We start from the raw sequence: 13,419 nt of genomic DNA on the forward strand, positions 1-13,419 counted from the left end.
CGGTGGCCTCCTGACTGGTCCGCGACGACGTGTTGGGTGAGAACTCGCATCGGTGCGGACCGGGGAGGCCACTGTCCTCCCTGGACTTGTCCAGGCCCACCACCTGGGCACTCAAAGATCAACCAACTTTGCGATCGGCGTAGGACAAACCCGCCACTCGTCAGGCGCGGATTCCCCATACCGGCCGCGGCGGGCGAGCTGGGTCGCCTTCCACGACGTCATCATGCAGGCGTCGGGGAACCGCATCGCCCGTGGGGTGGTCCGCGCGCTGGAGAGCCAGGTCGTCAACACCGCGCGGTACATGGGCCGGCCCGAGCGCGCTGTGTGCGTCGCCTCCAACCGCGGCCATCGCCGCGTGTACGAGCGCATCGCCGCCCACGACCCGAGCGGTGCGGCCGAGGCGATGTTCACCCACATCACCGAAGCTTGGCTCGTCCGCCGCAGCGCACCAGGCGACCCGGTGCGCCTGGACCGTTGGCAAGCGCCGCTGGCGGCGGCACCGTGTTACGGGATGGCCCTCGGGCTGGTGAGCGTTGCCCGCCCCCGCGCTCCGTCGCCGTATGAGCGCTGACGTCGTCGCGTGACCCGGGCGGGCTCGGCCTTCCGCCGAGCCCGCCACGCCGGCTCCATACCGGAGCCGGACTCGGGTCACGCCGTCAGCGCCGCAGTGTCAGCAGACCCGGACGGTAGGGCAGGAGGCCGTAGTCGCCGCCGGAGTTGGGGCTGCGCCCCTGGTAGAGCAACTGCAGATTGCAGGGATCGACGGTCATGGTCTGATCGGGGCTGGTGCGGATCAGTTCGCCATGGCTGATGTCGTTGGTCCAGGTGGCGCCACTGTTGGCCTTGCCGGCGAAGGGATTGCTCTCGGTCGCGGCCTGGGGTGTCCATGAGCCGTTCAGACTGGTGGCCGTGAACGAGCGGAAGTAGCGGCCCTGCGAGCCGATCGCCTCGACGATCATGAGGTAGCGGTTCTGGCCCTGTAGCTTGTAGACCTGCGGGGCTTCGAACAGGTTGTTCCTCGTATCGCTCATGACCACTGTCGAGGTCGCGCCGAAGCTGCCCGGGAAGTTCCCGATCGGCATACTGGCCCGGTAGATCTTGCCGTTGTCACCGGCGAAGAACAGGTACATGTTCGTCCCGTCACCGATGAGCGTCTGGTCGATGGGTCCTGTGCCGGAGTCGGGGATGCTGCCGGAGAAGAGCACCTGCTGGGATGACCAGCCATTCGGGTTGGTGGGGTCGCTCGACGTCCGGTAGGAGAAGGCGGTCCCGCCCCACTGGTAGGCGAGCACCCAGATGTTCTTCGGCGCGAAGTAGAAGAGCGTGGGTGCGACGGTGGAAGCCGACATCGTGTTCTGGCTGGCCGAGGCCATCTCCGGCCAATTGGTGAACAGGCCGAAGTTCATCGAACCCCAACTCGTCCCCGTGTCGTGCGTCGTCGCATAGACGAGTTGCCTGCCGTTGTAGGGGACGACGGTGAAGTCCTTGAGCGAGACCCACCCCGGCTTGGGCTGCGCCAGCGCGCCCGTCGATGTCCAGCGGTATGTCGACGGAAGATCGCACGGGCCGGGGTTGTCGCCGCCGACCTTGACGAGCTGCCACTGCTGGTTGGTGCCGCCCCAGTCGTCGTACTGGACGACGTTCCCGTTGTCGGCGGTGGAGGCGCCTTGTACTTCGAGGGCCTTGTTGCTGTGGCGCGAGATGAACCTCACGTAGCCGTCCGAGCTGTCGGCCAGCCGCCACTGCTGGTTGGTGCCGTTCAGGTCGGCCCACTGGACGATCGAGCCGCCGTTCGCGGTGGACCAGTTGTGAACGTCCAGCACCTTGCCCGAGTGGCGGGACTTGATGCGGTAGTAGCCGCCCCCGGAATCGACGAACTGCCACTGCTGCTGCTTCTGATCGTTCCTGGTCCACTGGGTGATGCGGGCGCCGTCGTCGGTCGCCATGTTGTAGACATCCAGGACCTTGCCGCTGTTGCGGTTGACCAGCACATACGAGGCGTTGGGGTCTACGGTCGCCGCGCCGGCGGGCTGGGCACCGAGGAAGGTAGCCACGAGCAGCAAGGGCGCAAGGACGGCGAGTAAGCGTCTTGGACGGACCGGGGACGGGTGGCGAAACCACATCAGAGGGCACTCCTTTGAGGGCAGGGGTGAGGTGACCCCGATGAACCGCGGGGCGGACGTGCCGGGAGCGGGGACGATCTCGAAACGTTTCGGAGAATTCCCGGAAGGTTTGACGCCACAAGCTAGGAATGTGGGGCCCTCTGGTCAAGGCCTGTCGCCGATCTGTCCACAAACAGCGCCTCCCCTTTGGGCTTGACAAGCTGTCGCGCCGACCGGAAACACTCCGGAGCCTGCGATACAGCTCGCCAGTCCAAGGCGTCCGCGAGAGGAGAGGTGTCGAGCAAGCAGCGTCCGCACACTCGTCCCGGCCCTGGCCCCGGCCCCGGTCCTACGGCATCCGTCGACGCCGGCGCCGGGGGGTCGCCGTCCGGTTCGCTGGGATTCCGGAAAGTTTCGGGCGAGGAACGGAAACTTCTTCTGCGGGGAGTATTGCGATCCATCGTCAATGCCTCAATCATCCCTGCCTGAGAACCCGGTCGTAGTTCGAGATATCGAACCACGTCGGCCCTGAGGGACCTGTGCTGTACGGCAGATCCACGCACAGCTGCACGACAGATCCGCGCACCAGAGCACCTGCGCCACCCTGTTTCGTTCCGGTGAGGTTCGCACCAGCGCATCCTGGCTCTTCGCGCAGTTGGAGAGGTACGCGACGCCGCGTGGCGGTCCCCCGGCTGAGCCGCGATGGAGTGCCCCCATGCCTGTGTCGAAACACCGCCGCCGCCCGCCGTACGTCACCCGACGGCCGACCGGGTGCCGTCCGTGCCGGTTGAGATCGTCCCGGTCCCGTGACCGCGGTGTCCGGTGATTCCGTGCTGCCCGGGTTCCGGCCCGCCCGTCCGTCTGCCGAGTGGGAGCGGACGACGCATTCCCCTGCGCTTCAGTCCTTCCGTGATTTCTACCTTGGAGGCACAGTCATGGGCTCGTATGCCCTTCCCAGACCCGTTATCCGCCGGAAGATCCGCGGCCTGCTGTTAGCGCTGGTCGTCGGCGTCCTCGGTGCGGTCGCCGCACTGGTCGCGCCGCCGACCGCACACGCCGCCGAGAACACGCTCGGCGCCGCGGCGGCGCAGAGCGGCCGCTACTTCGGCACCGCCATCGCCTCGGGCAGGCTGGGCGACTCGGCGTACACGACGATCGCGGGCCGTGAGTTCAACTCGGTGACGGCCGAGAACGAGATGAAGATCGACGCCACCGAACCGCAGCGGGGCCAGTTCAACTTCACCGCCGGTGACCGTGTCTACAACTGGGCGGTGCAGAACGGCAAGCAGGTGCGCGGCCACACCCTGGCCTGGCACTCCCAGCAGCCAGGCTGGATGCAGAGCCTCAGCGGCAGCACGCTGCGCCAGGCGATGATCAACCACATCAACGGCGTGATGGCCCACTACAAGGGCAAAATCGCCCAGTGGGACGTCGTGAACGAGGCCTTCGCCGACGGCAGTTCGGGGGCTCGGCGCGACTCCAACCTGCAACGCACCGGCAACGACTGGATCGAGGTCGCCTTCCGCACCGCGCGCGCCGCCGACCCGGCCGCCAAGCTCTGCTACAACGACTACAACGTCGAAAACTGGACCTGGGCCAAGACCCAGGCCATGTACGCCATGGTCCGAGACTTCAAGCAGCGCGGCGTGCCGATCGACTGCGTCGGCTTCCAGTCGCACTTCAACAGCGGCAGCCCCTACAACAGCAACTTCCGCACCACCCTGCAGAACTTCGCCGCCCTCGGCGTCGACGTGGCCATCACTGAACTCGACATCCAGGGCGCCCCGGCCACGACCTACGCCAACGTGACCAACGACTGCCTGGCCGTCCCGCGCTGCCTCGGCATCACCGTCTGGGGTGTGCGCGACACCGACTCCTGGCGACCGGAGCACACGCCGCTGCTGTTCAACGGCAACGGCAGCAAGAAGCCCGCCTACACCGCCGTCCTCAACGCACTCAACGGCGGCTCCCCTACGCCCCCTTCGGATTCCGGACCGATCAAGGGCGTCGGTTCAGGCCGCTGCCTGGACGTGCCCGGCACCAGTACCACCGACGGCACCCAGCTCAACCTGTGGGACTGCCACAACGGCACCAACCAGCAGTGGACGTACACCGCCGCCGGCGAGCTCAGGGTCTACGGCAACAAGTGCCTGGACGCCGCCGGCACCGGCAACGGCACCAAAGTCCAGATCTACAGCTGCTGGGGCGGCGACAACCAGAAATGGCGCCTCAACTCCGACGGATCCATCGTCGGCGTCCAGTCCGGCCTCTGCCTTGACGCCGTCTCAGGCAGCACCGCCAACGGCACCCTGATCCAGCTCTACTCCTGCTCGAACGGCAGCAACCAACGCTGGACCCGCACCTGAGGGGACCTGCCACAAACGAAAGGGTGAATCGATGACGGCCTACGATGCGGCTTGTCTCGTCCCTCCGGGAAGACATCGCTGGTGGTCCCGGGTCGCCGCGCTGGTGGCGGCGACCCTCGCGATCGGCATGCTCGCCGTGGTGAATCCTGCGCCCGCCGAGGCGGCGACGGTGGACACCAATGCCTGGTACGTCCTGGTCAATCGCAGCAGCGGCAAGGCGCTGGACGTCTCCGGCGCGTCCACCGCCGACGGCGCGCGGGTCAGCCAGTGGACGCGCAGTGACGGAGCCAACCAGCAGTGGCAGTTCGTGGCCTCCGGCGACGGTTTCTACCGCCTCAAGGCCCGGCATTCGGGCAAGGTTCTCGACGTGGCCGGCGCCTCGACCGCGGACGGTGCCGCGATCCAGCAGTGGGCCGACCACAACGGGGCCAACCAGCAGTTCCGCCTGGCCGACTCCGATGCGGGCCACGTCCGGCTGATCAACCGCACCAGCAGCAAGGCGGTGGAGGTGCAGGGCGCCTCCACCGCCGACGGAGGCAACGTCGTCCAGTACACCGACTGGGGCGGCGCCAACCAGCAATGGCAGATGGTCAAGCTGTCGTCCGGTGGCGGCGGCGCATGCGGCAGCGCACCGACTCTGGCGAGCGGTACGCACACGATCCAGAGCGGCGGCAAGAGCCGCAGCTTCATCCTCAGGGTTCCCGCCAACTACGACAACAGCCACCGCTACCGGCTGATCTTCGCGTTCCACTGGCGGGGCGGAACCGCCGGCGACGTCGCCTCGGGCGGCACGGGCGGGAACGCCTGGTCCTACTACGGCCAACAGGAACAGTCGAACAACAGCGCGATCCTCGTCGCCCCCCAGGGCCTCGGCAACGGCTGGGCCAACTCGGGCGGTGAGGACATCACCTTCGTCGACGACATGATCCGGCGCATCGAGGGCGGCCTCTGTGTCAACCCGGCACAGCGTTTCGCCACGGGATTCAGCTGGGGCGGCGGTATGAGCTACGCACTCGCATGCAGCCGGGCGAACGTCTTCAGGGCCGTCGCGGTCATATCCGGCGCTCAGATCAGCGGGTGCAACGGCGGCACCCAGCCCATCGCCTACTTCGGAATCCACGGCATCAGCGACTCCGTCCTCAACATCGGGCAAGGGCGGTCGCTGCGCGACAAATTCGTCAGCAACAACGGCTGTACCCCCCAGAGCCCGCGCGAGCCCGCGCCGGGCAGCCGAACGCACATCACCACCGCCTACTCGGGCTGCCGTGCCGGATACCCGGTCCAGTGGGCCGCGTTCGACGGAGGCCACATACCCGGTCCGGTCGACGGCTCCCCCGGCGAAAGCGGCGTCGCCACCTGGACCAAAGCAGAGATCTGGAGGTTCTTCGCACAGCTCCAGTGACACACCCGCACCACGGAGTGGAGCCAGGATGATCCTGGCTCCACTCCGTCGACGTCGCCTCGACGACGCCGCGCGTGCGCCTGTGGGGTTCCAGAACTGGGACGCTGCGTTGACCTGCGGCTTTATGCCGCTCTGTCGTATTGGTTGATGAGGCCTCCGAAGAGGGGGCGGCGTTTGATCCGTTCGTGAGTGAGGTTGGTGATGCGGTGGTCGGGTCGTGGTGGCTGTAGTTGGAGTTGCACCGTGGGGACGGTGGCCGTTGTAGTGCCGGGCGTACTCGCCCAACGTGGTCTGTAGGTGGCGTTGGCCGAAGATGAGCATGCGGTCGGTGACCTCGGTGCGGACGGTGGGCACAAATCTTTCCGCCTACGCATTCGCTCGTGGACTTCGCGGAGGGGTCTTTACCACGGTGATGCCGGCGCTGGTCAGGACGGCGTCGAAGGAAGTGGTGCGGGCCTGTGGTGCTTCATCGATTCTCGCTGGTCACGGGGCAGGACGCGGCGGACTGCGTGACTACGAGTCGGGCTCGGGCGCCGGACACAGTGCCACCACCGGGGCGCGCTTGCGGTCGGCTGGCCGCGAAGCGGATCTTGTACGTGGACCGCACCAGGGTGCAGTGGCGCTCCTTGCCGCACGACTTCCTGCCGTGGGAGATCGTGTACGGCTACTTCGTTAAGTGGCAGAAGGACGGTGTGTTCGCCCGGCTCACCGGCGTGTTGCGCAGGCTGTTACGGCAGAAGGAGGGCAAGCATGCGGAGCCGTCCGCGTGTGTGATCGACGCGCAGAGCGTGAAGACCTCCACCAGCGTCCCGCCGCCGGCCAGGGCGCCGACGCGGCGAAGAAGATCGTGGGCCGCAAGCGGAGCATCGTCACCGACACTCCCGGACTGCTGCTGGTCGTGCTTGTGCGTGCCGGAATCTATGTCACCCTATGCGACCTGCGAGTATTCGTGGATGAGGCCGCTGAGTCGATCGCGTCGGGAGATGCGGGTTTTGCCAGTGGCGATAAGTGGTTCGGACTCGGTGAGTCGGCCTGGCGCCCGTTGTCCGAGGGATCGATGCGGCCGGTGACTGTGGACGAGGCGGAGGTGGCGCTCTCCAGTGATCAGGATGCGGTCGGTGGCCTCGCGTCGGCATGATCCGATCCAGCGTTCCGCGATGGCGTTCATCCGGGGCACCTGGGGCAGTGTCGGAATGACGTGTACGCCGATCGTCTGGAAGACGGCGTCGAAGCTGTCGGTGATGTAGGCGCCGCGGTCCCGGATGAGGAAGCTGATCGACTCTGCGCGGTCACCGAAGTCCACGAGGTAGTTCCGCGCCTTGCTGGGTGATCCAGGGGCCGGTCGGGTGCCGGGTAACGCCCGCGATGCGCACGCGGCGGGCGTCATGGTCGATGAAGAACAGTACGAACCAGCGCCGCAAGAGGACGGTGTCGATGTGGAAGAGGTCGGTGGCCACGATGGCGGAGGCCTGGGCTTTGAGGAAGGCGGGCCAGGGCTGGTTGGTGCGCTGGAGTGCGGGGTCGATCCCGACCTTCTGCAAGATCTCCCAGACGGTCGAGGTGCCGAGTTTGCGTCCCAGGCCGAGCAGTTCGCCGTGGATCCGTCCCCACCCCGGGTTCTCCCGCGCGAGGCGCAGGACCAGCTGCCGCAGTGCTTCCGGCTTCGGTGGTCGGCCCGGACGGCGGTGTGGACAGGTCCACTTCCGGGCCACCAGCCGTGCACGCTGCTGCTTGTTCACCATCCGGAGCAGCGCTGCCATGACAGCCCCGATCGCTACAGGAAAATTGAGGTCGTGGCTGGATGCGTTGCGCGACACCGAGCTGGTGCCGGAGCATCAAGATCTCGATGTCTTTCGCCGCACTCGACCGGGCCAGCAGCGCAAGCCATCGGAAGAGCTGACACGCGAGCTGATAGATCAGACCTATGCCACGACCCAGCATGATGCCGCACAGCACCCGTCAGCCTCCTGCGCTCTGGCAGATCCGAAGCCGCAGGTCACCTCGGGTGACACATTTTCCGGCACCCACAGGCCCGGCGAGCCAGGCACAGCGCGGTGCTGGACGCATGGGGGAGGACCTGTACCTGATGCGACCGCAGTAGGAGCGCGGTCGCCGACTCGAGTGGTCACCGTGAGTGGTCACCGGGGGCATAGTGCCGCGATGATTACACGCGCGGCCCGGGCCACCAGACCCTTGCCCACTGCCGATGGCTCCAGCCAGCACCACGCCTCGGTGGTGCCGCGCTCGACGTCCATCGTCCGGAAGAGGACTCCGCCGACCAGCTCGCCGTCCGCCCAGATGCCGTGGATCCGCCCGGCATCGGCTGCAGTCTTCTTCGTGTACTTGGAGGAAGGCGCGGAGTTCGCGCATCATGGCGCTGGCGCGTCTATCGATGCTGCTCCATGCCAAGTCACGGAACGGGAGGAAATTCCACTTCGTCCACCGAGTATGTGAGAATGTAGCACGCATCATCGCAGGTGAACTGAATTCTCTTGTCGCCATTCGAGTCTTCGTATGGAACGACGTGAGTGCCAAGCCAGTCTGGATCGTCGAGGCCGAACCAGTTGAATCCCTCGTCGTCGTATAGACTGATGTGCAGGTTCGGCGGAAGTGGAACGGTGAGCGGAGCTAGGGGGCCCAAAATTCCCACACTTTCTGTGGTCAGGTTCCAGACGTCGCCGTTGCCCATTGACCTGCCACCACTTGCGAGCGGCGGCCCGTCACCTCTGGATAGTACGAGACGCGTCTCGTCTGGTCCGGTCCAATCCTCAGTCTGGATGGCTTCAAGCTTCTTGAGTGTGATGGTGTAAGACACGTAATCGCTGATGATTACAGGCGAGACGGGGCGACATTCTGTCGCCAACGAAGGGACGGACACGGAGAGCGTGTGGGGCGGGCCAAAAAGTTGGGGCCTGGGAAGTTGAACCTGGATCTGTGTTTCTCTCCAATCCAGGACTGTGAGGCTCCTGGTCGCCCCGCCTGCTCCTCCAAGGGTGACGCTACCCTGGGCCCTGCCGAAAGTTCCAACGTCGGCAGTGAGCCGCCACTTGAAGCCCCAGAAACCGAGATCAGCCCTGTAGATAGGGCAAACTTGTGGCGTCGCTTCGACGATTTTGATCGGGCGAAGGCAGGCCGAACTCGGAATCTGAAGCCAATACAGTGGGCCGATGGGGGCAGTTGCGGGTAGGTCAACGACCACGCGCTTGTTTGACGAATCCCAGGCAGTGGGGTGTTAGTTCAGTCCGAGAGGCCGTCAGAGGGTTGGCTCCCGCGAGCATCTGGACGGTCCCAGGAGGGCGCGGCCCAAAGTCCCCCGACAAGGCATTAATTTCCAGGCTTTCGCCCCAATGACCTGTTATGGGATTGGTGGTGAAGGACGGACAGACAATACCGTCACCTAGAGGATCCAGATCCCCTCTTCTGGCCTCTCGCAGGCGGCGACGATAGTTTCCCCGAGGCCCCCGGCGAGCCTGGCCTGTCTTCACCGTGCGTGGTCGCCGGGAGCATAGTGGCGCCAGGTTCCTCCGTTCTCGGCGGCGAGCTGGGCCCAGTGGTGTCGTCGTGGTAGCCGAGCATGCGGGCGACCACGGGAGCGGGGGCCTGGAGCACGAGGTCGGCCTCGGTACTGGTGGGCTCTCGTATTCAACTGTCGCACGATCTGACCACCCGCCTGCGGCTGCGCAACCGAGCGCACGTCGTGGCATACGCGTTGCGCAAGGGCCTCCTTTGACCATTCCGCAGCGGTCCGCGGTCGACGCATTGACAGCAAGACCGCTTCAGCACGTCTCGTCCTCCGCGCAGCGCCTGTTCGTCCGTGTCCACAATGCCGGCCGTTCGCAGATGGCCGCGGCGTGGCTGAGTCGCCTGGGGTGTGACCATGTCGAGGTCCGCTCGGCGGCTCCGCCCCAGCCGACCAGGACGACCCGGTCGGCCAGGGTGTCGAGGACGTACGGCCCATCCGAAAAGGGCTCAAGCGACGTGTTGAAGACCTGATCGAGGACATCGCCCCGGAGGCGGCCAAGTGAGCGCCGAACCGATCCCGGGCGGAGGTTCCACTGAGCTGCCCATCACCCAGTCGCAGTGGCGCGCTTTCCTGACGGGGTACGGGGCCGAGGTCAAAGCGGGTCTGGTCGCCAAGGTGGAGCAGGACGGATGGCACGCCGCCGAGCCGGTGGACGCGGTGGCGGCCGGAAAACCCGAGGACATCACGGACGAGCAGTGGTCCGGTGAGTGGCTGGGGACGCGAGGAGCGAGCGAGCAGCAGGTCGCCGCGCTGGAGGAACGGCTCGGGGAGCGACTGCCGCCGAGCTACCGCTCCTTCCTGCTGACCTCCGACGGCTGGAGCACCATGGGCTCCTTCGTGTACGAGATGCGTACGACCGAGGATGTGGTGTGGGTCGGTGAGGACGAGGAAGAGTTCTTGGACCTCGACACGCTGGAGGACGCGGGCGCCGAGGACCTGTGCGACCTGTTCCGGCGCTGCCTGCTCGCCACCCGTGAGGGCGATGGCCAGCACTGGCTCCTGGATCCCACGGACGTGGCCGAGGACGGCGAGTGGGCCGCCTACGTGTGGACGACCTGGGCAGCCCGGAACCAGAGGTTTCCCTCATTCGCGGCGCTGGTCGCCCATGAACGGGACCTGCACAGGCGCGTGACGGTTGGTGAGGGCGGCGCGGACGCAGACTGACACGGCACCACCTGAGCGAGTGTCGACACCGGCTCAGATGGTGCCGTACCCGTCACCGGTGGCTGCCCCGCCGGATGTAGTCGCCCACGCCGACCACCGTCACCACTGCGGCCACCGTGATGGAGATGGTCGTTCCTGGATCCTGGACCATCCAGGTGAGTGCTTCGCCGGACGGAGTTCCCTTGGGACCCACGGTCAGCGCCGTCAGGCCCCATCCGACCGGGAGGGACCAGGCACGGGCGGCCCCGAGGACAGCCGCGCCCAGCGCGCTGAGGGCCAGGAGTCCGAACACCGCCTGGACGAGCATGCCCTCGGGGACGGCGACACCCCCAGGGCCGGCGCCGAATCGATGGGCCGCGGTGAGCAGCGCCAGCAGCGTGCCGCCGAGCGCGGTCACGTGGACGGTACGGATCAGCTTCCAGGGCGCGGCGGTGCTGCGCTCCAGGTCCTCGTCGGGGCCCGCGAGGGTGCGGGCCGTGGCGGCCATGCCGAGCACGATGGCGGTCTGGCCGATGATACGTGTCGTGCCCGGGTCGTCGGACGCGTATGAGGACCAGGTGACCGCGGCGGCGGCCAGGAAGACCAGGGCGGTGGCCGGGATCGCCCGGCAGCGCAGGTGGAGGACGGTACGGCGCAGACTGAAGATCATCGTCCCGTCTCCTGCTCCTTGAGAACGCCCATCGGGTCCCCGCAGGTCAGTCCCGCTTTCCGGGCGTCCCCGATCCGCTCGTACCGCTTCTTGTCCGGCAGGACGCGCAGGGTGTCGTACGCCGTGCGCGCCGAGGGAGTCAGTTGCCGCGGGAGCGGGTCCTTCACGAGGAGCGCGGTCATCGCTTGGGAGGCGTCCAGAGCCCGGTTCCACTCCTTGTCCTCGGGGTAGCAGCCGATGTTCACCGTGGCCAGCCGGGCGGCGCTGCCGAGGAGCTGAGACGGGGTCCAGGCGAGGCCGCCTTCCCTGGTCTGGTAGTTGAGCTCGACACGCACCGTGTCGAGGTCTGCGCGGTCGGCCGGTGGTGTGCTGTCGTCCTCGAACATCCAGGTCGTGGTGTCTTCGTGTACCCGCTTGGGACCGTCGGGCACCTTGGCGAAGGCGGCGAGCAGCTGCCGCGCCGGTCCGGTGAAGTCCCGCAGGGTGCGGGCGTGCACTGTGGTGACGCAAACGCGGTCGTCTTCCGGCGCGCACACCATGGCGGTGGCCCCCGGGTCGGGGACCACCGCGGCCGAGGGCGCGGCCAACGCCCCGGCCACCAGCCCGGCTACGGCTGGGATCATGGCCCACGCCCGGGCCCGCGCCGTGGCGGCGACGGCCAGGAGGATGCCGGTCACCGCCAAGGCGGCGAACCAGATGAGTTGTGCCACCGACACGGACGTGAGCACCCGGTGGAAGTCGTCCGTCCACGGCGGTGACGGCTTGACGATGTCCAGCAGGGGGCGGGGCCGCGCGTCCCCCGGCTCGCCCTTCGCCAGGAGGAGGAAGAGCACCACCGCGCCCAGTGGGGCCGCTACGGGCGTCGGCGCCATGCGCCCGATGCCGAATCCCAGGAGCGCGACGGCCAGAATCGCCAGCAGAGCCACGGTCAGGCCGAGGAGCCACGTGCCGTCGTCATAGGTGGTGTACGGCGCGATGGTGGTGGCCGCGCCGACCGACAGCGTCGCCTGGGCCAGACCGGCCACGCCGGCGATGACGAGGAACGCGGGGGCGAGGCGCCCGAGGCGTGGCCGTGGCGTCGTGGCCATCAGTTCGGTGACGTCGGCGCGCCGCTCCCGGCCCCCGTGCCAGATACCGGCGGCCAGCGTCACCGGCGCGGCGACCAGGGTGGGGAGTCTGAGCGAATAGAGCAGGGCCGACCAACTCGCGGACGATTGGTCGGCGCCCAGCCACACAGCGGCGGACAGGCCGAGCAGAACCACGAACAGTGCCACAGCGATCGAGCGCTTGACTTCCAAGCACATCGCACGGAACATCACGTCCTGCTTTCGGTCAGCGGTTCAGTGGGGTGTCGACGGGTGTGGCCGTTCATCACGCCGCCCGGCCCTTGTCCGCGCGGTGGCGGTTCAGCAGGGCCGAGTACCCCCGTTCGATGTCGCTGTCGCCGGCGTCGGCTTCGGTGCCCGCGCCGCGGAGGTGGTCCGGGTGGCCGGAGAAGACCGTACGGCCCTCGTCGACGAGCAGCACGCTGGTGCACGCCGCGCCGACATCCTCGACCAGGTGGGTCGAGACCAGAACGCAGGCCTGGCCTCCGATGTCGCGCAGCAGGTCGCGGAAGTCCATGCGCTGGGCCGGGTCGAGTCCCACCGTCGGCTCGTCGAGCAGCAGGATGTCGGGATCGTTGACGATCGCCTGGGCGATGCCGGCCCGGTGCAGCATTCCACCGGACAGCGAGCTCATACGGTCGTCCGCGCGGCCGGTGAGCCCGACGCGGTCGATCGCGTACTGGACCCGTTCAGGTATCCGCGTTCGGGGCACCTCCTTCAGCCAGGCCATGTACTCGACGAACTCGCGTACGGTGAAGCGCCGGTAGTAACCGAACGTCTGCGGCAGGTAGCCGAGCCGACGTCGCAGATCGCGCAGCTCTCGACGGCTCGCGTGCGGGGCGGTGCCCAGGAGTTCCAGTTCGCCGCCGTGCGGGGTCAGGAGGGTGGCGAGCGTGCGGATCAACGTGGTCTTGCCGGCGCCGTTGGGACCGAGCAGGCCGTGCACGCCCGTGCCCAGGTTCATATCGAGCCCGTCAACGGCGGTGCGGCGGCCCACCCGCACGGTCAGCGCGTGCGTGCGGATGTGATGGGCGTACATGATCGGGGCCGTCTCGTTCGGATGAATGGTTCGGACCATGGTCAAGGCTCCTTGCTGCGGAGGGCGGG

10 protein-coding genes and 2 pseudogenes are annotated in these 13,419 nt (G+C 67.3%); 6 read left to right on the forward strand and 6 right to left on the reverse strand.

Going from position 1 to position 13,419, the window contains the following annotated elements; all coding sequences use genetic code 11:
* The first annotated feature begins 52 nt into the window (after positions 1-52).
* Entirely contained in the window at positions 53-571 is a 519-nt protein-coding gene (locus HYQ63_RS36005; protein WP_257232359.1) for an FCD domain-containing protein, read from the forward strand.
* Between the two features lie 85 nt (positions 572-656).
* Here HYQ63_RS36005 and HYQ63_RS36010 read toward each other — a convergent pair whose 3' ends face one another.
* Positions 657-2,123 carry a non-reducing end alpha-L-arabinofuranosidase family hydrolase gene (locus tag HYQ63_RS36010; protein WP_179937894.1) on the reverse strand — a complete coding sequence of 489 codons (1,467 nt, stop codon included), beginning with the start codon at positions 2,121-2,123 and terminating at the stop codon, positions 657-659.
* A gap of 914 nt (positions 2,124-3,037) precedes the next feature.
* On the opposite strand from HYQ63_RS36010, the gene HYQ63_RS36015 reads away from it, so the two are divergent.
* The 3 genes and pseudogenes from HYQ63_RS36015 to HYQ63_RS36025 all read left to right on the forward strand — a co-directional run.
* Complete coding sequence (locus HYQ63_RS36015) at positions 3,038-4,468, forward strand: endo-1,4-beta-xylanase (protein WP_179937895.1); 1,431 nt, start codon at positions 3,038-3,040, stop codon at positions 4,466-4,468.
* 100 nt (positions 4,469-4,568) lie between these two features.
* The gene (locus tag HYQ63_RS36020; RefSeq protein WP_179940877.1) at positions 4,569-5,870 is read left to right on the forward strand and encodes an RICIN domain-containing protein; all 1,302 of its coding nucleotides are present in this window, start codon (positions 4,569-4,571) and stop codon (positions 5,868-5,870) included.
* Between the two features lie 587 nt (positions 5,871-6,457).
* Positions 6,458-6,783, forward strand: a pseudogene (locus HYQ63_RS36025) (transposase); the annotation flags it as partial.
* 376 nt (positions 6,784-7,159) lie between these two features.
* On the opposite strand, the gene HYQ63_RS45120 reads toward HYQ63_RS36025, so the two are convergent.
* Positions 7,160-7,630 (reverse strand): hypothetical protein, encoded by a 471-nt coding sequence (locus tag HYQ63_RS45120; protein WP_257232360.1) that lies wholly within the window; start codon positions 7,628-7,630, stop codon positions 7,160-7,162.
* 650 nt (positions 7,631-8,280) lie between these two features.
* Entirely contained in the window at positions 8,281-8,685 is a 405-nt protein-coding gene (locus HYQ63_RS36035; protein WP_179937896.1) for a hypothetical protein, read from the reverse strand.
* A gap of 1,025 nt (positions 8,686-9,710) precedes the next feature.
* On the opposite strand from HYQ63_RS36035, the pseudogene HYQ63_RS45130 reads away from it, so the two are divergent.
* Together HYQ63_RS45130 and HYQ63_RS36040 are read left to right on the forward strand one after the other, a co-directional pair.
* A pseudogene (locus HYQ63_RS45130) lies at positions 9,711-9,895 on the forward strand (hypothetical protein).
* Positions 9,892-10,557: an SMI1/KNR4 family protein gene (locus tag HYQ63_RS36040; protein ID WP_179937897.1), complete on the forward strand. Its 666-nt coding sequence runs from the start codon at positions 9,892-9,894 to the stop codon at positions 10,555-10,557. The pseudogene HYQ63_RS45130 and the gene HYQ63_RS36040 overlap by 4 nt, the downstream one beginning before the upstream one ends.
* A gap of 52 nt (positions 10,558-10,609) precedes the next feature.
* Here HYQ63_RS36040 and HYQ63_RS36045 read toward each other — a convergent pair whose 3' ends face one another.
* The 3 genes from HYQ63_RS36045 to HYQ63_RS36055 all read right to left on the reverse strand — a co-directional run bounded on the left by HYQ63_RS36045 (position 10,610) and on the right by HYQ63_RS36055 (position 13,390).
* Positions 10,610-11,206 carry a hypothetical protein gene (locus HYQ63_RS36045; RefSeq protein ID WP_179937898.1) on the reverse strand — a complete coding sequence of 199 codons (597 nt, stop codon included), beginning with the start codon at positions 11,204-11,206 and terminating at the stop codon, positions 10,610-10,612.
* Entirely contained in the window at positions 11,203-12,510 is a 1,308-nt protein-coding gene (locus HYQ63_RS36050; protein ID WP_179937899.1) for a hypothetical protein, read from the reverse strand. Before HYQ63_RS36050 ends, HYQ63_RS36045 begins: the two co-directional genes overlap by 4 nt.
* Before the next feature lie 67 nt (positions 12,511-12,577).
* Positions 12,578-13,390: an ATP-binding cassette domain-containing protein gene (locus HYQ63_RS36055; protein WP_179937900.1), complete on the reverse strand. Its 813-nt coding sequence runs from the start codon at positions 13,388-13,390 to the stop codon at positions 12,578-12,580.
* Positions 13,391-13,419 lie beyond the last annotated feature (29 nt).

This window comes from Streptomyces sp. Rer75, from assembly GCF_013414305.1.
Taxonomy (GTDB): domain Bacteria; phylum Actinomycetota; class Actinomycetes; order Streptomycetales; family Streptomycetaceae; genus Streptomyces; species Streptomyces himastatinicus.

What these genes read in the sequence shown, in the direction of transcription:
- HYQ63_RS36010 (WP_179937894.1), bottom strand. Translation starts at nt 2,123, where the DNA reads ATGTGGTTTCGCCACCCGTCCCCGGTCCGTCCAAGACGCTTACTCGCC.
- HYQ63_RS36015 (WP_179937895.1), top strand. Translation starts at nt 3,038, where the DNA reads ATGGGCTCGTATGCCCTTCCCAGACCCGTTATCCGCCGGAAGATCCGC.
- HYQ63_RS45120 (WP_257232360.1), bottom strand. Translation starts at nt 7,630, where the DNA reads ATGGCAGCGCTGCTCCGGATGGTGAACAAGCAGCAGCGTGCACGGCTG.
- HYQ63_RS36045 (WP_179937898.1), bottom strand. Translation starts at nt 11,206, where the DNA reads ATGATCTTCAGTCTGCGCCGTACCGTCCTCCACCTGCGCTGCCGGGCG.
- HYQ63_RS36050 (WP_179937899.1), bottom strand. Translation starts at nt 12,510, where the DNA reads ATGTGCTTGGAAGTCAAGCGCTCGATCGCTGTGGCACTGTTCGTGGTT.
- HYQ63_RS36055 (WP_179937900.1), bottom strand. Translation starts at nt 13,390, where the DNA reads ATGGTCCGAACCATTCATCCGAACGAGACGGCCCCGATCATGTACGCC.